We start from the raw sequence: 20826 nt of genomic DNA on the forward strand, positions 1-20826 counted from the left end.
GAGTTATGACCACCGTGAAACCCGTTGCCCTGCACCCCGTAATCGCCGAAGTCACCGACCGCATCATCGAGCGGTCCAAGGATTTACGTGCCGAATTCATGGCGCGCGCCGATCGTTTCAAGGCGGATGAGCCGCGCCGCAAAAAGCTGAGTTGCGCCAACTATGCCCACGTCGTCGCGGCCTCGACGCCGGACGAAAAATTGCAGGCGGCGCTTGATGCCGTGCCGAATATAGGCATCGTCACGGCCTATAATGACATGTTGTCGGCGCACCAGCCCTATCATGACTATCCGGAAAAGATCCGCACCATGGCCCGCAAGTTCGGCGCCACCAGTCAGGTCGCCGGCGGGGTGCCCGCCATGTGCGATGGCGTGACGCAAGGCCGTCCGGGCATGGAGCTGTCGCTCTTCTCACGCGACGTCATCGCCATGGGCACGGCAATCGCGCTCAGTCATGACGCCTTCGACGCCGGTCTGATGCTGGGTATCTGCGACAAGATCGTGCCGGGTCTGGTCATGGGCGCCTTGTCGTTCGCCCATTTGCCGATCATCTTCGTGCCGTCGGGCCCGATGGGGTCGGGCCTGCCCAATCCGGAAAAAGCCAAGGTGCGCACCCTATATGCCTTGGGGCAGGTTGGGCGCGACGCACTGCTGGCTGCCGAAATGGCCTCGTACCATTCCGCCGGCACCTGCACCTTCTACGGCACCGCCAATTCCAACCAGATGCTGATGGAAATGATGGGGTTGCACGTGCCAGGCGCCGCCTTTGTTCATCCGGGCACGCCGTTGCGCGACGCCCTGACCCAGGCCGCCGTTGAGCGCGCCGCCAAGACGGCTGAAAATTCAAAAAATCCGTCCCGTCTGGCCGATGTTATCGACGCCCGTGCCATCGTTAACGGCGTTATCGGTCTGATGGCCACTGGCGGATCGACCAATCATGCGCTGCACCTGCCCGCCATGGCGCGCGCTGCCGGCGTCATCCTGACGTGGGAAGACATGGACAAGATTTCGTCCGTCGTGCCGCTTCTGGCGCGTGTCTATCCCAATGGGTCTGCCGATGTGAACCATTTCCATGCCGCGGGTGGCATGGCTTTCGTGATCAAGGAACTGCTCAACGCCGGCCTCATGCATCCCGACGTCCAGACCATCTGGGGCCAAGGTATGGCTGACTATGCCAAGGAACCGGTTCTTGACGGCAACACCGTGGTATGGCGCGAGGCGCCGGATACCAGCCTCGACGAAAACATCCTGCGCCCGGTTTCGAACCCCTTCTCACCGGAGGGGGGCTTGCGCGAAATCAAGGGCAATCTCGGCGTTGCGGTCGCCAAGGTGTCGGCGGTCAAGCCGGAGCATCAGGTGGTCGAAGCCCCGTGCGTGGTATTCGACGATCAGGATGATTTCCTGGCCGCCTTCAAGGCAAAGCAACTCCCCGATGGCGATTTCATTTGCGTTGTCCGTTTCCAGGGACCAAAAGCCAACGGGATGCCGGAGCTCCATTCACTGACGCCGTCATTGTCGTCCATCCTCGATGCCGGGCACAAGGTGGCGTTGGTATCGGACGGACGCATGTCGGGCGCGTCGGGCAAGGTGCCCGCGGTCATTCACCTGACGCCGGAAGCGGTGGACGGCGGCCCGATCGCGAAACTCAAGACCGGCGATCTGCTGCGTGTGGATTGCCAAAAAGGAACTATCGACTTTCTCGGAGATGCCACCGAGTTTTCACAAAGAACAGATGCGGATCGGCCAAAAGAAGCCGACGGCATGGGACGGGAACTTTTTGCGCACATGCGTCGGGCGGTAGGACCCGCCGACCAAGGTGGCGCAGTTTTTTGGTAGACATATGACAGCGCATTTCGACAGCTCAGCGATCACCTCCGGCCGTACCCTGCGGGGCCTGGTTGGCGATATCGGGGGCACAAACGCCCGTTTCGCCATCGCGGAACGCAGCAATGGCAAGACAACGCTTTCCAGCTTCAAATCGCTGGAAACGGCGGACCATAAGGACGTCTACGACGCCCTGACTGATTATTTCCGCCAGATCGGCGGTAAGCCGGAGTTGGATTACACAGTGGTGGCTGTGGCGGGACCGGTCAAAAACGGCCGCATCAAGTTCACCAATCTCGACTGGGAAGTCGAAGAGGGGCTTCTGGCGCGCCATGTTGGCGCCAAGACAGCACGCCTGATCAATGACTATGCCGCCCTGGCGTTCGCCCTGCCGCATCTGGAAGACGCCGATACCAAGACCATTGGCACCGTCACCAAGGGGTTTGGCGATGTTCACGCCGTCATGGGCGCAGGCACCGGATTCGGGGCGTCGGTCCTGGTCGGTGGTGAATTCGGGCCTTACTGCCTGTCGACCGAAAGCGGCCATATCTCGTTTGCGCCGGTCAATGACTACGAGTCGGAAATCCTGCGATTCCTGCGCAAGAAGCATGGCCGGGTCACGGTCGAAATGCTGCTGTCCGGTCCCGGTCTGGTCAATCTCTATCAGGCGATTTCGTCCATTCGCGGCGAACCGGCGCATGAATTGACGCCGGCCCAGATTACGCACCTCGACGGCGACGATGCCACGGGCTCGCGCTACACGGTCGAAGCCTTTCTCGACATCATGGCCTCAGTTTGCGGCGACCTGGCGCTGGCGCATGGCGCCGTGTCCGGCATGTTCATCGCCGGCGGCATTGCGCCGCGTCTGATCAAGCACGTCGACGAATTGCGCTTCCGCGCCCGCATGGAAGCCAAGGCGCCGCTGGCGGGACTGGTGGCGTCCATTCCGTCGCGCATCATCATTCATCCCTACGCCGCATTGCTGGGCTCAGCCAATGCGCTGACCGACGTCCAGATTACCGCGTAGGCGGATCGTCGCCTGCGGTGTGAGCTGAGCGCCAGTGCGCCCGAAGACCATAACGAATTAGACCAAGGAAACGACCATGTCCACGCATCCCGATATTCCCAAGTTCATGACCATGGGCCCTGTGCTGCCGGTCATGGTCATTCCGTCGCTCGACCAGGCCCTCCCGCTGGCTGACGCCTTGATTGCGGGCGGCATCAATGTGCTGGAAATCACCCTGCGTACCGACTGCGCCCTGGATGCCATCAAGCTGATCGCGAAGGAACGTCCCGATGCTGTGGTGGGCGCCGGCACTGTTCTGACCCCCAAGGACGCTGAAAAGGCTGCCAAGGCGGGCGCCAAGTTCCTTGTTTCCCCAGGCCTGACCAAAACGCTCGCGCATCAGGACGCCTTGCCGCTGCTGCCGGGTGTGGCGACGTCTTCGGAGGTTATGAAGGCTTTGGAGTGGGGCTTCACGCACCTGAAGTTCTTCCCAGCCGTGCCGGCGGGCGGCGTGCCTTATCTGAAGGGAATCGGCGGTCCTTTGCCCCAGGCACAATTCTGCCCGACCGGCGGCATCGACGCAAAAAATGCCGCCGACTTCCTGGCGCTCGACAATGTCCTGTGCTGCGGCGGGTCATGGGTCGCCCCGGCCAAGGCGATGAACGATGGAAATTGGGCTGAAATCACCCGCCTTGCAGCCGAAGCGGTCGCGACCTTCAGCAAAAAGTAACGCGCTGAAAAGACTTGTCTCTTTGCAATTGACAAAGCTGTCATTGCGAACGCAATTAGATGAGACCAATTTCATGCAAGGGTTGTCATCGGGGTGACGCAAATCAAGGTTCCGGCCGACCGCGTAAAAGAGCTGGGTGGCGGCAACGCCGTCTCCACCATCAATGATGTTGCGCGACTCGCTGGCGTATCGATCAAGACCGTGTCACGCGTCATGAACAATGAACCGAACGTGCGCGAGGAAACGCGCACCAAGGTCAAGGACGCGGCTAACCTGTTGCATTACCGGCCCAACCTACTGGCGCGCTCCCTGGCGGGGGCACGCAGCTTCCTGATCGGTTTGCTCTACGACAACCCGTCGTCCAGCTATGTGATCGATCTGCAAAGCGGCGTCATCGCCCGTTGCCGCGAAAGCGGGTATCACGTGCTCAGCGAACCTCAGGATAGTCTGGCACCCGATCTGGGCCGTGCGATCGCATCGCTTCTGGCGACCATTCGCCTTGATGGCGTCATCCTGACGCCGCCGCTGTGCGATATGGCCATGGTTCTGGAGGCTGTCGAAGCGGCCGGTGTGCCATATGTCCGCGTGTCGCCCTATGCCTATCCCGGGCGCTCGGCCCAGGTCGAGATGGACGACAGCCTCGCCGCCTACAAGATGACCCAGCATCTGCTCGGTCTGGGGCATCGCGATATTGGGTTCGTTCGCGGTCACCCGGAGCATGGGTCGTCGCATCGCCGTTATGAGGGTTTCCTGCAGGCGATGAATGAAGCGGGCCTTACGCCGCGCTCAGACTGGATCAAGCAAGGGTTCAACAGCTTTGCTTCGGGTATCGATGCCGCCAAGGCATTGTTCGAGACGCGGACCGATTTGCCCACGGCCCTGTTCGCTTCAAACGATGAAATGGCGTTTGGCATAATGGCCTACGCCCAGCAGATCGGGGTCAAGATCCCCGATCAGGTGTCGGTTGTCGGTTTCGACGATACGCCCGGTTCGACGGTTATCTGGCCGCACCTGACCACGATCCGCCAGCCGGTCGTTGACCTGGCCTATGCTGCGGCGGATATTCTTCTGTCCCGCGCCAATGGTGATGACGACGCGCCGGTCCTGACCCGTGTCAGCCGCCTGTTGCCGTTCGAACTGGTTCAGCGCGACTCCGCCAAATCAATCTGATTTTTTTAAAAGCGGGCAAAAAAAACCCGACGGTGCACGAAGCGCCGTCGGGATATAAGGCCAGTGCCTTCCAAATAATGCCACATTTAAGAAGGCGCTTTAAAACCACGACAGCGAACCGGCTATGAAAAAGGGAAAGAAGCCGATACGCCAATGGTTTTAAACACGAAACCCGACTGCCGAATCCATGGAAAATCCAAAGACCCGACACACCGGGAAAACAGGGTGACGTAGTGATACCAAATCTGACAACGCTGTCAAATAAATAATAAAAGCAAAGATATTTTTGACGCGGTGCAGCATAAATCCGTTAGCCCATATCGCTTCTCTATATGGGTTTCATGACTTGACGCTGGCTGATAGCGCTGTCATTAAATTCAGGTCAGGTCCCGTTCATCGTCACATGAAAACTACAGAGGGCCAGATCGTTAGCGTGTCAGGTGCGGTGCCTTTTTATCGCATCGCCGCCGTGTTAATGATCGTCCAAAAAACGTTGTGGAAGAACACCAAGGAGCATCATGTCGAATCCCAAATCTGAAGCTGCGCACAGGCTGGCGCGCAATTCCGGCGTCAAGCCGTCCTTGATGTTCGGTGTGGCGCTTGGCGTCATTGCGGCTCTGTCGCTGGGCGCCTTTAATGTCGCCGAGGCGAAAACCAAGGTCTCTGCGCACAAACCCGCCGCGCACAAGACCGTCAAGAAAAAGGTCGTCAAGCCGGCGGCAAAGACGCCCGCCGCCCGAGAGGCGCTTATTGCCGTCGATCCGGCGTGGCCGAAACTGGCGGATGCCGGGCTGATCGATGCCGCCACCGAGGCGAAGATCACCGAGATCATGAGCCGGATGACGCTGGAAGAAAAGGTCGGCCAGACGGTGCAGGCCGATATCGCCTACGTCACGCCGGACGATCTCAAGACCTATCCGCTGGGCTCTATCCTGGCAGGTGGCAATTCGTCCCCTGGCGGCAATGAGCGCGCGACGCCCGATCAATGGCTGAAACTGGCTGATGACTACTGGCGTGCGGCGCAATCGCGCCCGACCCAGGCGCCGATTCCGCTGTTGTTCGGCATCGATGCCGTGCATGGCCATTCGAACCTGGTCGGTGCCACCATCTTCCCGCACAATGTCGGGCTGGGCGCTACGCACGATCCGGACCTGATCGAAAAGATCGGTGAAGCCACTGCCGCGGAAATGGCGGCGGCGGGCGTCGATTGGACCTTTGCGCCAACGGTCGCCGTGGCCCGTGACAAGCGCTGGGGTCGCGCCTACGAATCCTATTCCGAAAATCCTGCCGATGTTGCCGCCTATTCCGGCCGCATGGTCGAAGGGCTGCAAGGCCCGAATGGCGGCCGCGACGGAATCAAGCCTGGCCACATCATGTCCACGGCTAAACATTTCCTGGGGGATGGCGGCACGAAGGACGGCAAGGACCAAGGCAATGCCGAACTGTCCGAAGCCGATCTGGCCCGCATTCATAATGCCGGATATCCGCCCGCCATTCGCGCCGGTGTCCTGTCGGTCATGATTTCCTTCTCGTCGTGGAACGGACAGAAGATGGCGAGCAACAAGCGTCTGATTACCGGCGCCCTGAAGCAACGCATGCACTTTGACGGTTTCACCGTCACCGACTGGAACGCCCATCGTCAGATTCCGGGCTGCGAACACGACGACTGCCCACAGGCGATCAATGCCGGCGTCGATATGTACATGGCGCCCGATTCCTGGAAGGCCATATATGAAAACCTGGTCACCGACGTAAAGTCGGGTGAGGTGCCGATGTCGCGTCTCGACGACGCCGTACGCCGCATCCTGCGCGCCAAGATCAAGGGCGGCCTGTTTACCCTCGGCGCGCCGCTCGATCGGCCGCTGTCCGGGCATTGGGATCAGCTCAGCTCGCCTGCGCACAGGGTTATCGCCCGCCAGGCGGTGCAAGAGTCCCTGGTTCTTCTGAAAAACTCCAATCACATCCTGCCGCTCGATCCGGGTGCACGCATTCTCGTGACCGGCTCCGGCGCTAACGATATCGGCAAGCAGTCCGGCGGCTGGACGATTACTTGGCAAGGGACGGGGAATTCGCGCGCCGACTTCCCGCACGGTCAGTCGATCTGGGAAGGTCTGGTCGAGGCGACCGAAAAGGCGGGTGGCACGGCGACGCTCAGCGACAATGGTTTTTACAAGGAAAAGCCGGACGTCGCGGTCGTGGTCATTGGCGAAGACCCCTATGCGGAATTTCAGGGCGACCGTCCTAACCTTGACTATCAACCGGGCGACCGCACCGATCTGGAGCTGATTCACAAGCTGAAAAAGCAAGGTATCCCGGTCGTTACCATCTTCCTGTCTGGACGCCCGCTATGGACCAATCCGGAAATCAACGCGTCCGATGCCTTTGTCGCGGCGTGGTTGCCGGGGACTGAAGGCGGTGGTATCGCCGACGTCATCGTGGGCGATCTGAACCGTCAACCGCGCCACGACTTCAAGGGTAAGCTGACCTTCTCGTGGCCGAAGACGGCCAATCAAGGCCCCCTCAATGTTGGCACCGTCGGTTATGACCCCTTGTTCCCGTACGGGTACGGTCTGACCTATGCCGATATCGGTGATTTACCGCAATTGTCGGAAGATTCCGGCCTGCGCGACGAAGCCGTCGTCAATGTCGATACCTATTTCGCGTCCGGTCGCATCAAGGCGCCGTGGAAACTCAGCCTGATCGATGCACAAGGAGCGAATACGGGCGACCAGTCGAGCTTCGGCAGCGCCTCTGGCGTGGTGACGCAATCTGCCGTCGATGCCGATAACAAGCAGGAAGGTGGCCGCGCGCTGGTCTTCAGCGGCAAGGGCACGGGCGAGGCTGCGATTACCACTGAGGCGCCGGTCGATCTGAGCCGCCAGACAACCGGCAAGATGACGCTGGGTGTCACCTACCGTCTCGATGCCCCCGTCACCGGTCCTGTGCTGTTGGGCATGGGCGCCGACCGGGCATCGGAGAAGACGGTCGATATCGCCTCTGTCTTGAAGGCGCCGGTCGGCACCTGGGCAACGGTCAAGGTGACGCTCGACTGCTTCGTTGCGGCAGGTCTCGATCCGTCAAAAGTGGGCGTGCCGTTTGCCTTGAAGTCACAAACCCCATTGTCGATCAGCTATTCGAGCATCCGCCTGGCGTCCGATGAGGGCGACGGCGTGTGCCCGGTCAAATAATACAGACCCCGCCCCTCCTTGGCGGAAGGGCGGGGTAAAATACTTAGATCGGCGAATCCATCGCCGGCGTCTACCTGTTGGGACACGGCGCATTCCTATCGAAAAAGTGTCTGCACTTTCGTTGGGATGCGTGCTCACCATTGATTCAGCCAGCAGGCTGTGTCAATTGTACTATAAATAACCATTCCGTTCCAACGGACCATGAGGGGAAACATGCCTGATTTAGCTCAGTACCTGCCTTCGGCCAATTTTCTGAAAAGCCTCGACATCTGGATCGTGCTTTTCTACGCCGTCTCCATCTTCATTCTGGCCCAGGTGGTATCCCGCCGTAAGGCCAGCGAGGAAGTCTCCTCCAAAGGCTACTTCCTGGCCGGAAACACCCTGCCGTGGTGGGCCATCGGCGCGTCGCTGATCGCCGCCAACATCTCCGCCGAACAGATCATCGGCATGTCGGGCTCCGGCTACCGCATCGGTCTGGCCATTGCCTCCTATGAATGGATGGCGGCCATTACCCTGATCATCGTCGGGAAGTACTTCCTGCCGGTCTTCCTGAAAAACGGCGTCATGACGATGCCGGGCTTCCTGCAGCAGCGCTTTGGGCCGTCGGTGAAATACCTGATGGCAATTTTCTGGCTGATCCTCTACGTCTTCGTCAACCTGACCTCTATCCTGTGGTTGGGCGGTACGGCGGTGACGACGGTGACGGGCCTGGATCCGGTGTACGTGCTGATTGCGCTTGGCGTTTTCGCTCTGCTGTATCAGATTTCAGGCGGCCTCAGGGCCGTGGCCCTGACCGATATCGTTCAGGTGACCCTGCTGGTCATCGGTGGTCTTATCATCGCCGGCCTGACTCTCTCCAAGATTGGTGGCGAACAGTCGTTCGGTGGCTTTGTCGCCGGCTTCAACAAGTTGCGCGCCGGTTTCCCGGAGCACTTCCATATGATCCTCGACAAGACGTCGCCTTTCTACAAGGACTTGCCGGGCATCGCTGTCCTGGTCGGCGGCATGTGGATCATGAACATCTCCTACTGGGGCTTCAATCAGTACATCATCCAGCGCGCCCTGGCCGCCAAGTCGTTGCCGGAAGCGCAAAAGGGCATCGCATTCGCGGCCTACCTCAAGCTGCTTATGCCGCTGATCGTCGTCGTCCCCGGCATGGCCGCCCTGATCCTGTCGCCCAATCTGGCCGTCGCGGATCACGCCTATCCCGAAATGATGAAATTGCTGCCGACCGGTCTGCTCGGTCTAGTCTTCGTTGCCTTGACCTTCGCCGTCATTTCGTCCACGGCGTCCAAGATCAATTCGATCGCCACCATCTTCACCATCGATATCGTGCAGCCGCTGAAGCCGGAACTGACCGAAAAGTCGCTAGTGACGGTTGGCCGGATCGCATCGGTCATCGCGGTCGTTATTGCCATCGCCGTCGCTCAGCCGCTGCTCGGCAAGACCGACCAGGCCTTCCAGTTCATCCAGAATTTCACCGGCTATTTCACGCCGGGCATCGTGGTCATCTTCGCGCTGGGCATGTTCTGGAAACGCTGCTCGACCGCCGGCGCCTTCGCGGCCATTTTGGGTGGTGTGCTGATCTCTGCTATCTGGTCCTATATTGACCCCACTTACCCGTTCATGAACCGTGTCGGCTGGGTGTTCGTTGCCACGACGGCGCTGTGCGTGCTCGTGTCACTGGTCGTGCCGAACAAGCGCGAGGTCTCGACCTTGACTTTGGAAGGCGTCAACTTCAAGACGACGATGAGTTTCAACGTCCTGGCCATCGGCGTTGTTGTTATCCTGATCGCGCTCTATTCGCTGTTCTGGTAAGACCAGAACACAAGATAACGGAACGGCGAGGGGAAACCCTCGCCGTTTTTTTGTGTCTAAGCGCGACTTGCCGTCCGTCGCCGCGCGTCTGTGGTAAAATAGTCAGGATCGACGGAATTGTACGACCTTTGCGTTTGAGTCGTACTTCCGCCATGCAACGGTCATTTTCCATCGTTATGCGCCGGATAAAATTCATGGGGCATGACGTATGCGTTCGAAAACTTTGATGAGAACCGGTCTTTCAACGACCCTGGCGGGCTTGATTCTGCTGGGCCACGCGACCGCGCAGGCGCAGGATGCGCCGCCGCCCCCGCCGCCTAGCGAGACAGCGCCCGCTCAAACCGATCAGTCAACCACCAACGTCACTGTGACCGGCAAGAAGCCGCAGAATCGCATCGACCGTCAGGTGTACGACAATAAGGATCAAATCGATTCGACGTCTGGCACAGCGGCGGATGCCCTGTCCAAGGTGCCGTCGGTCAATGTCGACACCCAAGGCAATGTCACTCTGCGTGGCAACTCCAATGTCCAGGTTTATATCGATGGCAAGCCCTCTGCGATGATGCAGGGTGACAACCGCGCCGGCGCCTTACAATCCATGGCATCCAGCGATATCGATTCGATCGAGGTCATGACCAATCCTGGCGCCGCCTTCTCGTCCGAAGGGTCCGGCGGTATCATCAACCTTGTGATGCGCAAGAACCGCAAGCCCGGCAACACCGGCGCGATAAACGCCAATGTCGGTGAGGATCGCTACAATGCCGCCATCACCGGCGCGCGCAATGCCGGTAAGTACACGATTTCCGGCGGCCTGAACGTGCGTCATGATACGCGGCCGGGCAATAGCGGATCGGTTCTGCAACGTCTCGACAGCGACGGCAATGTCGTCAGCCGCACGGACCAGGTCGGCCAGACCAACGGCACGAACGACAATGTGTCGGGCAATGCTGGTTACGATTATACCATAAGCGATAAGGACAGCGTCGGCGTCCAGGTCAACGCCTCGCATCGCGAGAACGACAGCACCAGCGATTCCACCTATGCCATCTACGACCCTGCTGGGGCCGCATTGAGCCGTTACGACCGCCATTCGGTCAGTGAAGGCCAGCGGGATGAAACCGGTTTGGGCCTGCGCTGGGACCACACCGGCAATCTGGCCGGTGAAACCCTGAAGACCGACCTGCGTCTTAGCCGGTCGATCGGTGGCAGCACCTCGAACAGCCAGAATGTCTACAGCCTTGGCGGCACAAACTCGACCGACGTCCGCACCAATAACAGCGACACCCGCAACGCTGTCCTCAGTGTCGATTATAACCGCCCCATCGGTCAGGCACTATTGACGACAGGCGTGCAGATCACCCGCGACGACAATCGCTTCAATAACGTCGCCACCGGCGCCGGCTCTGCGGGACTGAGCAATATCTTTGCCTACGAACAGACCATTAGCGCCGCCTATGTCACCTGGCAGCAAGGTCTGGGGGAAAAATGGACGGTACAAGGCGGCTTGCGCGCCGAAGCGCTGGACCTCGACACCGACGCCGTTTCATCGAATACGACAAGCCATATCGCCTATACCAAGCTAAGCCCCAGTGCTTTTGCGACCTATGCCTTGAGCGACACCCAGAAGGTGCGTTTCTCCTATTCGCACCGTCTACAACGACCCAATCCGCAGGACCTCAATCCGTTCCGCGTTTATCAGGATCCGACCAATGTCAGCCAGGGCAATTCCGCGCTGAAACCCCAGGAAACGGATTCGTTCGAGGCTGGTTACGAAGTCACGGGCAAGTTCAACTACCAACTGCGCGGCTATTATCGCAAGACGACCGACACCATCACCAGCTACAGCTATTTCGAACCGGCGACGACGCCGGGCGGTTCGCCTATCCTGGTGACCACCAAGCGTAATTTTGGCGATGGCGAAGCTGGCGGCCTGGAATTCAATCTCCAGGGCAAGCTGACGCCCAAGCTCAACATCAATGCCAACGGTAATCTGGCCTATAACAAGTTGACGACGGATATCGGCGGCACTCAGGACGGCTCAACCCTGTCCGGCCGGATCATGCTCGACTATGCGGCCACGCTCAAAGATCGTATCCAATTGATGTACTTCTCGTCCGGCAAGCAATTGACAGGGCAGGGGTATCGCGCGCCGTTCTCGTCCGGTAATCTGTCCTATCGCCATCAATATACGCCGAAGGCCGCTCTGGTGGTCAACGTCCAGGATCCATTCCATTCCGGCAAATTCAAGCAGATTACCGATACCTCGACCGTCTATTCGGAAAGCTATGGCAGCCGCCAGGGACCGACTATCATGATCGGCCTGAGCTACACGCTCGGTGGCTCGTCCAGCACGCAACAACAGAACCCATGGGATGGCCAGCGTCGTGGCCCCGGTGGCGGTGGTTGGGGTGGCCCGGGCGGCGGTCCCGGCGGTCCGATGTAAACACCAAGGCAGGGTGAACTGTCCCTTCAAATGCTCCTTAAAGACGCTCCGGGCGGATGTCCGGAGCGTCTTTGTTTTTCAAGCCGATTAGCCCGGCCAGGCGCGGTTTTTGCCGCGTCACGGCGATGGACATGACAAGACTATTTGCAATTTTCCTGTAATCGATTACACCTAGAGCCTATAGCAAAGGGCAGCGCGGGGATGCTTCATCCGTGACTGACCGGACATTACAGGGGTTCTTCATGGATACGACGTCAGGAAAGGGAAACGGCTGGCTTTTCGCTACATCGTTCGCCGCCATTACCGCCACCTCCTTCTGTTTCATTCTGCGCGCGCTGGTCATCGATAGCTGGGGCGTCGATTTCGCCTTGTCGGAAACGCAGAAGGGAGAATTGCTCGGTGTTGGCCTGTGGCCGTTTTCCATTACCATCGTCCTCTTTTCCTTTTTCATTGATCGGATCGGTTTTCGGCTCACCCTGTGGTTTGCCGCCGTATGCCATATCCTGGGCCTGGGCCTGTTGTTCACGGCCCACGGCTACTGGCAGCTTTACGCCGGCACCTTCATCATGGCGCTCGGCAATGGCGCGGTCGAGGCCGCGGCCAATCCGCTGATCGCCACGCTTTTCTCGCACGACAAATCGAAATGGCTGAACCGGCTGCACGCCGCGTGGCCGGGCGGTATGATTCTCGGTGGGTTACTGGCCATGGGGCTCGATACGGCTGGCGGGTTTGATTGGCGTGTCAAGGTCGGCCTGATGCTGGCCCCGGTCCTTGTCTACACGATCCTGCTGATCGGCCGTAAGTTCCCGGTATCGGAACGTGTCGCATCCGGCGTCGATTACCGTACCATGCTGGCCGAAGCCGGGTTCATCTCCGCCTTTATCCTGTCGGCGCTGATCATGCTCGAAGTCGGCCGGGTCTTTGCCCTCAGCACCTTTGTATCGATGGGCATCGCGGTTGCTTTGACCATCCTATACGCCGTCCTATCGCGCCACCCGGGACGTCCGCTCTATATCCTGCTCGTCCTGCTGATGATGCCGCTGGCGGTCACCGAATTGTCGACCGATAGCTGGATTTCCTCGCTGATGGGGCCGGAAATGGCCAAGCTGGGTCTCCAAGCTGGCTGGGTGCTCATCTACACCTCGGCGCTTGTCTTCGTTATCCGCATCTTCGCCGGCACGCTCATCAAATGGCTTAATCCCCTGGGCGTTCTGGCCATGGCGTCGGCCCTGGCGGCGGCGGGTCTGTTCATGATGTCCGGTGCCACCGGCATGGCTATCCTGGCCGCTGCCACCTTCTATGGCATCGGCAAGAGCTTCTTCTGGGGCACGGCGCTTGGGGTTGCGTCCGAACAGTTCCCCAAAGGCGGCGCGGTCACCCTCAACATGCTGGCTGGCGGCGGTATGCTGGCGGCCGGTATCGTGGGCTCCGTGCTGCTTGGGGCCGCCCAGGACAATTCGACGCGCGAAGGCCTGATCCGTCACGATGCCGCGCACCAAACTCAATTGGTCGGTACCTATCTGACCCAGGAAAAGGTCAGCGTCTTTGGGCGCTACAAGGCGCTGGACGAAGCCAAGGTGGCCGCCGCACCTGCCGCCGACAAGGCCGTTCTGGATGGCCTGGCCAATGGTGCGCGCAAGGATGCCTTAAAGGAGGTGGCCCTGCTGCCCGTTCTGACCTTCATCGCCTTCCTTGGCATGATCCTCTACTTCCGCCGCAAGGGCGGCTATAAGCCCATCGTTATCGGCGGCCACTGACACATTCGGGATGATATGACGAAGCTTAGATTAGGCATGGTGGGCGGCGGACCGGGGGCGTTTATCGGTCCGGTCCATCTGATGGCGGCGCGGCTGGATGACCGCCTGACCCTGACCGCCGGCGCATTCAGCCGCGATGCGGCACGGAATCAGCAGGCGGGTGAGGGCTATGGGCTGGCCCCGGATCGTGTTTACGCGAGCTGGCACGACATGCTGGCGGCGGAGGCGAAGCGGCCGGACAGAATCGATATTCTGTCGATCGTTACGCCCAACGATACCCACTTCCCGATTGCCAAGGCGGCGCTGGAAGCGGGTTTTCACGTTCTGTGCGACAAGCCCGCGACGCTCAATCTCGAAGAAGCCCTGCGCCTGCGTGACGTCGTTCGGGCGACGGGCCGTCACTATGCCCTGACCTATACCTACAGCGGCTATCCCTTGGTTCGCGAGGCGCGCCGTTTGATCGGCGAAGGGCAGCTGGGGGCGATCCGCAAGATCGTGGTCGAGTATAGCCAGGGCTGGCTGTCTCAGCCGGTGCACAGCAAGCAGGCCGACTGGCGCGCCGACCCGGCACAATCGGGCATCGGTGGGTGCATCGCCGATATCGGCGTGCACGCCTTTCATCTCAGCGAATTTGTCAGCGGCGTGCGGGTCGAGCGCCTAAGCGCCGACCTGGGTATCGTCGTGCCCGGCCGCCGGCTCGATGACGACTGCAATATCCTGATGCGCTATGCCAACGGAGCGCGCGGCGTGCTCGTGGCGTCTCAAATCGCCGCCGGCGATCGCAATGGCCTGCGTCTGCGTGTCTATGGGGAAAAAGGCGGGCTGGACTGGTCCCAGGAACAGCCGAATAGCCTGACCCTCAACTGGCACGACCAGCCGACGCAGGTTTTGCATGCCGGTATGCCTTATCTGGCTTACGGCGCGCGCGTGCCAGCGGGACATCCAGAAGGCTATATCGAAGCCTTCGCCACCCTTTATAACGATTTTGCGCAGCAGGTGGCGACGGGTGAGCCGTCGCTTGTGCCGGGCATAGAGGACGGCGTACGCGGCATGGCCTTTGTGGCCACCGCCGTCGCCTCAAGTCAGAACCAGCGCTGGGAGCAGCTTTCATGAAAACCCTCAAAGGCCCGGCGATCTTCCTGGCCCAGTTTCTCGGGGATACGGCCCCTTTCAACACGCTGGATAGCCTGGCGCAGTGGGCATCCGGTCTGGGCTATAAGGGGCTTCAGATTCCGACCTCATCGCCGCATATCTTCGACCTGGAAAAGTGTGCCCAAAGTCAGACCTATGCCGACGAGATCAAGGGGAGGCTTGACCAACACGGGCTTCAGGTGACGGAACTATCGACCCATTTGCAGGGGCAATTGGTCGCCGTCCATCCGGCCTATGATACGTTGTTCGACGGCTTCGCGCCTCTGGCCCTGCATGGCAAGCCGAAGGAGCGTCAGGCGTGGGCGGTGGAGCAGGTCAAGCTTGGCGCTAAGGCGTCGCAACGGCTGGGTCTAAAGGCGCACGCCACCTTTTCCGGCGCCCTGGCCTGGCCCTATTTTTATCCCTGGCCGCAACGTCCGGCTGGCTTGGTCGAAGAAGCCTTCGCCGAATTGGGGCGGCGCTGGAAACCGATCCTCAATACGTTCGAAGACGCCGGGGTCGATTGTTGCTATGAAATTCATCCGGGCGAAGACCTGCATGATGGCACGACCTTCGAACGCTTCCTCGATGAGGTGGGCGGGCATAAACGCGCCAATATCCTCTTCGACCCTAGCCACTTCGTGCTGCAGCAACTGGACTATCTCAGCTATATCGACATCTACCATGACCGCATCAAGATGTTCCACGTCAAGGACGCTGAGTTCAATCCGTCGGGCCGTTCGGGCGTGTATGGCGGCTATCAAAACTGGATCGACCGGCCAGGGCGCTTCCGCTCGCTGGGCGACGGCCAGGTGGATTTCAAAGGCATCTTCTCCAAGCTGGCGCAGTATGATTACGAGGGTTGGGCGGTGCTGGAGTGGGAATGCTGCCTGAAACATCCCGAAGACGGCGCACGCGAAGGGGCAGCCTTCATCCGCGATCACATCATCCACGTTACTGAAAAAGCCTTTGACGACTTTGCCGGTTCCGGGGCATCAAAGGACGGCCTGCGCAATTTGATGGGATTTTAAGAGATGGATCGCCGTTCGCTTCTGTTGACCCCCCTTGTTCTGGCGGCGGGGAGCGCCGTTGCGCAGACGCCTGCACCGGATGTGGCCACCAAGCGTGGCCTGGCGTGGCCGGAACCTGTTGGCACCATCGACCTGTGGCCCAAGGTCACCGGCCAGTTGCGGCCTGACATGAAGGAGGTCGTCGAGGACGTATCGACCGACCCCAACATCAAGGTGCGTCGCGTTCAGGGTATATCGAAACCCCGCATCGCTATTTTCCCGGCCGCAAATCCCAATGGCGGGGCGATGCTGATCATCCCTGGCGGCGGCTTCAGCTGGAACTATTTCGACCACGAAGGTTATCAGTTGGCGGCGCATTTCAACCGCCAGGGCGTGACCTGTTTTGTCCTCTTCTACCGTCTGGCCAATGATGGGTGGGCCGGTAAGCCGGACCTTGCCACCGCCGATGCCCAGCGCGCCATGCGCCTTATTCGCGCCAATGCGGCGCGCTTCAAGATCGATCCTAAACGTGTGGGTGTCGCGGGTTTCAGCGCCGGCGGCTTCGTCACCGCGTCTTTGGCGACGCGACATGCGGTAAGAACCTATACGCCGGTCGATGCCGTCGATGAATTGGATGCACGGCCCCTGATTGCAGCGCCGATCTATGCCGTGCAATCGCTTGATCCGGCCATCGCCTATTCTGGCACTATTCCGTCCTTGTTCGGCAAGGCCATATCCCCGCAACAGATCGCGCGCTATTCGCCCGACCATAATGTCGATGCCCACACGCCGCCGTGTTTCATGGTGCACGCCGAAGACGACAATACGGTGCCCGTGGCCAATACGACGACCTTCCGCGAGGTGCTGAAGGCCAAGGGCATTGTCGTTGAAACCCATCTGTTCGCAACCGGCGGCCATGGTTTCGGCATGAAGCCGGCGCCGAATGAGCCATATCATCTATGGCCGGACCTGCTGGTTAATTTCACGCGCCGTCAGGGGCTTATGGCGTAACGTCACTGTATAGGTGCCCGCCCATTACGGTGCGACCGTCATTGAGTTCACAATCCACCAGCGCAGAGGGCTGAGCTGGTGGATGCCTCTCGCATGTTTAGGCTCAGATCGCTCCCGCCTTCAATTGTTTGACCGCATAATCGGCAGCCCGCGCCGTGAAAGCCATGAAGGTCAGGGAGGGATTGACGCATGAGGTTGACGACATGGCCGAACCGTCAGTGACGAAGACATTGTCCGCGTCGTGCAGTTGGTTCCATTTATTGGTGACAGAGGTACGCGGGTCCTTGCCCATGCACGCGCCGCCCATTTCATGGATGGAGTCTCCGGGAATATGAGGCCGTTCCTGCGATGAGACATCGACGAGGCCGGCTGCACGCATCATCTTCTCGCCCTGTACAGCGGCGTCTGCCATCATCTTGCGTTCATTGTCGCGATAGGTGACGTTAAAAAGCGCCTGCGGGACCCCGAAGCGATCCACCTTATCCGGATGCAGGGTCACAGTATTGTCCGTATACGGAAGGCACTCGCCGAATACGTTGAACCCGATAGACCAGCGGCCGTATTTGCGCAGGCCTTCCTTCATCGCTGCCCCAAATCCGACGGCATTGGCGACGCCGCGGCTACCGCCGCCCTGGCATCCGTAGCCGCGCACGAAATCGGCGTCGGGATCCTGGCCCTTCAGATTTCGGAAGCGCGGAATATAGACGCCGGTGGGCTTGCGGCCGTATTCAATAAGGTCAGAGTACGTGCCATCTGGCAGATTGCCTGAAAACACGGTCAGCATGGGATGGTCCATGATGTAGCGGCCAAGCAGACCGCTCGAATCAGCGAAGCTGCGCTGTGATCCGTCGACGCGCGAATTTAGCAGAATCTGGACGCTGGCCATGGCCGAGGCGCAGACGAAAACAATGCGCGCCCGGTAGGTCTGGGCGACACGTGTATTGGCATCGATGGCGCGCACGCCGGTGACCTTCTTCGTCTTGGGGTCGTATTCCAGCGAGGTTACGACCTGATCCGACAATAGGGTCAGGTTGCCTGTCGCATTCGCGGCCGGCAAGGTGACGGCCTGGCTGGAGAAGTAAGCGCCGAACGAACAGCCGCGATTGCATTGCGACCGGCTTTGGCAGCGCGAGCGCCCCTGTTCGGGCTTGTCCTCGGTCATGTTGGCCGCCCGCGTATGGATCAGCTTGCGACCCGGCATAGCCTTTTCCAGCCGTTCCTTGACCCAGGTTTCGGCGACATTCATCTTGTGCGGGGGCTGGAATTCGCCGTCTGGCAATTGCCACAGGCCTTCCTTCTGGCCTGCGATACCGGCATATTTTTCGACATAGGAATACCAGGGCGCTATGTCTTCGTAGCGCACCGGCCAGTCGGCGCCGTGACCATCATGGGCATTGGCCTCGAAGTCCTGCGGGCCAAAACGCAGCGACACGCGCCCCCACGTTACCGACTTTCCACCCACTATACCCGGCCGCACCCAGCGAAATTCCGGACCATCCTTGAAGGCATAGGGATTGAGACGGTCATTGTTCATGAAATCCTTGACCGCCGTACTGCCGGCGCCGCCGTAACGTGACGCGTAATAGTCGGTTTCGGTCAGGGCGGGCGGCGTCTGGCCGCGATAGGGCTGTTCCCACGGCCCCGTGCCTTCATAGGTATAGTCGACACTATGCTCTACCATGCGGCCGCGGTCGAGCATAAGCACCTTAAGGCCCTTTTCGGTCAGTTCCTTGGCGGCCCAGCCGCCGGAAACGCCGGAGCCAATGACGATGGCGTCAAAACGTGTATCGGACATGGCAAAAACCCTCAGGAGGAAAAGACGCGATTGACTTTGGCATAGGGGTAGGCGCCGTCGTAGGTGCCGGGGACGGGAAGGTAGACGCGTTCGACCGTGGCGCCGATCTCGGAACTGTAGTAGCCGAATATCACCATCTGGCGCAGGTGTTCGAAACTGTCGGCGGGTGCGCCGGCCAGAGTCTGGTTCATGGCAAGGGTAAGCGTCGCATCCTGCTGAGCGGGCGTCGCGGCGGCAAAGGGTTTGCCAAAGGTGGTTTGGGCGTAGGCGTCGATAGCGGCCAGACCGCCCATGACTAGATCGCGTTCGGCGGGCCAATACCAGTCGGCGAGCATCATCTCGATAAAGCCCGGCACGCCCGCCGCTATGGCGCCGGGCGTGTCGGTAGTTGGGAGGATACGCTCACTTACAGCGGCTGTCAGCTTGCGCTGAGCATCAGTCATGTAGGGGGCCTGGACGTCGAAGCCGGGGTTCATGCCGCCGGCCATGGCGCGCGCCATGGGGGCTATGACCGCGCCGCCGATCATTGCGGCGATACCGGTGAGAAGTCGTCTGCGATCAAGTGTCATGTATGCTTCCCCTTGTCTGGTCAGTCTTCGGCAGGTTTCAGTCTGCGCACCCAGATATTGCGATACGACACGGCCGCACCGTGATCCTGGAGCGTAAATGGTAATTCATCCGCATGCGGATGATATGTGGCTAGCGTTTTCCAGTCGGTCTTACCCAGGATCTGCTGATGGTTCTGGGTCAGCACGCCGTTGTGCAGCACGGTGACGTAGGCCGGTTTGATGACCTTGCCGGAGCTGTCGAAATGCGGGCGTTCGAAAATGATGTCGTAGCTTTGCCATTCGCCTGGTTTGCGGGAGGCGTTTACCAGGGGCGGCTTCCAGGCATAGATGGCCGAGGCCTGGCCATCGGCATAGGTGACGTTGTCATAGGAATCGAGGACCTGAACCTCGTACTGGCCCATGATGATGACGCCGGAATTGCCGCGGTTCTGCGACGTGCCCGATACAGCCGCGGGTTCACGGAATTCCAGGTGCAGCTGCATGTCGCCGAAGGCCTGGCGGGTCGTGAGATTGCCATCGCCATGAGGCCCTTCGCGATGCGGAACGGTCATGGCGCCGTCAGCCAGTGTCCAATCGGCGGGTTTGCCGTCGGCGGTGGTGAAGGCGTTCAGGGACGTGCCATCGAACAGCACTATGGCGTCAGACGGCGCATCGCCGGCTGTTCGGCCCGGCGTGACGATCGGTGGATGAGGCCGGGCGGGATCGTGCACGTGCCATTTACCGCCCGGCAGCATTGGGGTGTCGGTAAAGCCGAGGTCGTCGGCGAACGCCGGGCTCAGTCCGGTCGGCATGACCGTCAAGGCAAACGCGAGTCCGAGCATTCGCCCGGCCGATATAAAACGCTTCATTTCCTGCCCCTGTGGCTTTTATTTTTTCGGGTACGCTGTACGGCAATGCTTACTTGGCCGATTGGGCCTTGATGTAATAGATCAGCGCCTTGCGCGTGGCGGGATCGGTAACGCCGCGATAGGCCATCTTGGTGCCGGGAACCGCCTTGGTCGGGCCGCTCAGGAAGGTGTCAAGAGTCGCATCGTCCCAGGTCAGGCCCGATGCCTTCATGGCGGCGCTATATTTGAAAGTGGTGGAATGGGCGCCGGCCTTTGTGCCGTAAACGCCGTACAGGTTAGGACCGACGCTATCCTTGGCGGCGGCGGCCAGGTTGTGGCAGGCCTTGCACTGAGCGAAGGCTTTTTCTCCGGCCGCCATCTGGGCGGCATCAAGCGGTGCCGCATGAGCGGTCATGACGGGCGCAAACCCAATAACCGCAAGGCTGAGAACGCCAGAAACAAACGAAACGCCACGCGAAAATTTCAGCAAAACAACTCTCCTGCACCTGCTATCGGGGAGCGCCATCTCAGCACATTATCCCTCGTTT

Annotated in this window: 15 protein-coding genes; 11 read left to right on the forward strand and 4 right to left on the reverse strand. The window is 60.0% G+C overall.

Annotation, left to right across the window (positions count from 1 at the left end):
* The first annotated feature begins 5 nt into the window (after positions 1–5).
* The 11 genes from edd to RCJ00_RS13850 all read left to right on the forward strand — a co-directional run bounded on the left by edd (position 6) and on the right by RCJ00_RS13850 (position 17087).
* Entirely contained in the window at positions 6–1835 is a 1830-nt protein-coding gene (gene edd, locus RCJ00_RS13800) for a phosphogluconate dehydratase (RefSeq protein WP_316222627.1), read from the forward strand.
* Between the two features lie 4 nt (positions 1836–1839).
* Positions 1840–2850, forward strand: a complete 1011-nt coding sequence (locus RCJ00_RS13805) for a glucokinase (RefSeq protein WP_316222628.1) — start codon at positions 1840–1842, stop codon at positions 2848–2850.
* Positions 2851–2926: 76 nt separating this feature from the next.
* Complete coding sequence (eda, locus tag RCJ00_RS13810; protein WP_023456568.1) at positions 2927–3559, forward strand: bifunctional 4-hydroxy-2-oxoglutarate aldolase/2-dehydro-3-deoxy-phosphogluconate aldolase; 633 nt, start codon at positions 2927–2929, stop codon at positions 3557–3559.
* Positions 3560–3652: 93 nt separating this feature from the next.
* Positions 3653–4729, forward strand: coding sequence for a LacI family DNA-binding transcriptional regulator (locus tag RCJ00_RS13815; RefSeq protein ID WP_316222629.1), 1077 nt, complete (start codon positions 3653–3655; stop codon positions 4727–4729).
* Positions 4730–5247: 518 nt separating this feature from the next.
* Positions 5248–7917 (forward strand): glycoside hydrolase family 3 protein, encoded by a 2670-nt coding sequence (locus RCJ00_RS13820; RefSeq protein ID WP_316222630.1) that lies wholly within the window; start codon positions 5248–5250, stop codon positions 7915–7917.
* Between the two features lie 213 nt (positions 7918–8130).
* The gene (locus RCJ00_RS13825) at positions 8131–9735 is read left to right on the forward strand and encodes a sodium:solute symporter family transporter (RefSeq protein WP_316222631.1); all 1605 of its coding nucleotides are present in this window, start codon (positions 8131–8133) and stop codon (positions 9733–9735) included.
* A gap of 226 nt (positions 9736–9961) precedes the next feature.
* Entirely contained in the window at positions 9962–12178 is a 2217-nt protein-coding gene (locus RCJ00_RS13830; protein WP_316222632.1) for a TonB-dependent receptor domain-containing protein, read from the forward strand.
* Positions 12179–12420: 242 nt separating this feature from the next.
* Positions 12421–13935: an MFS transporter gene (locus tag RCJ00_RS13835; protein ID WP_316222633.1), complete on the forward strand. Its 1515-nt coding sequence runs from the start codon at positions 12421–12423 to the stop codon at positions 13933–13935.
* A 15-nt stretch (positions 13936–13950) separates the two neighbouring features.
* Positions 13951–15048 carry a Gfo/Idh/MocA family protein gene (locus RCJ00_RS13840; protein ID WP_316222634.1) on the forward strand — a complete coding sequence of 366 codons (1098 nt, stop codon included), beginning with the start codon at positions 13951–13953 and terminating at the stop codon, positions 15046–15048.
* Positions 15045–16097, forward strand: coding sequence for a sugar phosphate isomerase/epimerase family protein (locus RCJ00_RS13845; RefSeq protein ID WP_316222635.1), 1053 nt, complete (start codon positions 15045–15047; stop codon positions 16095–16097). Before RCJ00_RS13840 ends, RCJ00_RS13845 begins: the two co-directional genes overlap by 4 nt.
* A 3-nt stretch (positions 16098–16100) precedes the next feature.
* The gene (locus RCJ00_RS13850) at positions 16101–17087 is read left to right on the forward strand and encodes an alpha/beta hydrolase (protein ID WP_316222637.1); all 987 of its coding nucleotides are present in this window, start codon (positions 16101–16103) and stop codon (positions 17085–17087) included.
* Between the two features lie 103 nt (positions 17088–17190).
* Here the strand turns inward: RCJ00_RS13850 and RCJ00_RS13855 are convergent, their stop codons facing one another.
* Genes RCJ00_RS13855 through RCJ00_RS13870 form a run of 4 tightly spaced genes read right to left on the reverse strand, consistent with a single transcriptional unit; the run spans position 17191 to position 20768 of the window.
* A complete protein-coding gene (locus tag RCJ00_RS13855) occupies positions 17191–18882 on the reverse strand; it encodes a GMC oxidoreductase (RefSeq protein WP_316222639.1) in 1692 nt (563 codons plus the stop codon).
* An 11-nt stretch (positions 18883–18893) separates the two neighbouring features.
* Positions 18894–19451 (reverse strand): gluconate 2-dehydrogenase subunit 3 family protein, encoded by a 558-nt coding sequence (locus RCJ00_RS13860; protein ID WP_316222641.1) that lies wholly within the window; start codon positions 19449–19451, stop codon positions 18894–18896.
* 20 nt (positions 19452–19471) lie between these two features.
* Positions 19472–20299 carry a 3-keto-disaccharide hydrolase gene (locus tag RCJ00_RS13865; RefSeq protein WP_316222643.1) on the reverse strand — a complete coding sequence of 276 codons (828 nt, stop codon included), beginning with the start codon at positions 20297–20299 and terminating at the stop codon, positions 19472–19474.
* A 49-nt stretch (positions 20300–20348) separates the two neighbouring features.
* Positions 20349–20768: a c-type cytochrome gene (locus RCJ00_RS13870; RefSeq protein ID WP_316222644.1), complete on the reverse strand. Its 420-nt coding sequence runs from the start codon at positions 20766–20768 to the stop codon at positions 20349–20351.
* Positions 20769–20826 lie beyond the last annotated feature (58 nt).

The sequence above is a fragment of the Asticcacaulis aquihabitans genome (assembly GCF_032490435.1).
GTDB lineage: Bacteria > Pseudomonadota > Alphaproteobacteria > Caulobacterales > Caulobacteraceae > Asticcacaulis.

Bases quoted from the DNA above. Each gene is read 5' to 3' on its own strand.
- RCJ00_RS13820 (WP_316222630.1), top strand. From the start codon at position 5,248: ATGTCGAATCCCAAATCTGAAGCTGCGCACAGGCTGGCGCGCAATTCC.
- eda (WP_023456568.1), top strand. From the start codon at position 2,927: ATGTCCACGCATCCCGATATTCCCAAGTTCATGACCATGGGCCCTGTG.
- RCJ00_RS13825 (WP_316222631.1), top strand. From the start codon at position 8,131: ATGCCTGATTTAGCTCAGTACCTGCCTTCGGCCAATTTTCTGAAAAGC.
- RCJ00_RS13865 (WP_316222643.1), bottom strand. From the start codon at position 20,299: ATGAAGCGTTTTATATCGGCCGGGCGAATGCTCGGACTCGCGTTTGCC.
- RCJ00_RS13855 (WP_316222639.1), bottom strand. From the start codon at position 18,882: ATGTCCGATACACGTTTTGACGCCATCGTCATTGGCTCCGGCGTTTCC.
- RCJ00_RS13805 (WP_316222628.1), top strand. From the start codon at position 1,840: ATGACAGCGCATTTCGACAGCTCAGCGATCACCTCCGGCCGTACCCTG.
- edd (WP_316222627.1), top strand. From the start codon at position 6: ATGACCACCGTGAAACCCGTTGCCCTGCACCCCGTAATCGCCGAAGTC.
- RCJ00_RS13860 (WP_316222641.1), bottom strand. From the start codon at position 19,451: ATGACACTTGATCGCAGACGACTTCTCACCGGTATCGCCGCAATGATC.
- RCJ00_RS13850 (WP_316222637.1), top strand. From the start codon at position 16,101: ATGGATCGCCGTTCGCTTCTGTTGACCCCCCTTGTTCTGGCGGCGGGG.
- RCJ00_RS13835 (WP_316222633.1), top strand. From the start codon at position 12,421: ATGGATACGACGTCAGGAAAGGGAAACGGCTGGCTTTTCGCTACATCG.
- RCJ00_RS13830 (WP_316222632.1), top strand. From the start codon at position 9,962: ATGAGAACCGGTCTTTCAACGACCCTGGCGGGCTTGATTCTGCTGGGC.
- RCJ00_RS13845 (WP_316222635.1), top strand. From the start codon at position 15,045: ATGAAAACCCTCAAAGGCCCGGCGATCTTCCTGGCCCAGTTTCTCGGG.
- RCJ00_RS13840 (WP_316222634.1), top strand. From the start codon at position 13,951: ATGACGAAGCTTAGATTAGGCATGGTGGGCGGCGGACCGGGGGCGTTT.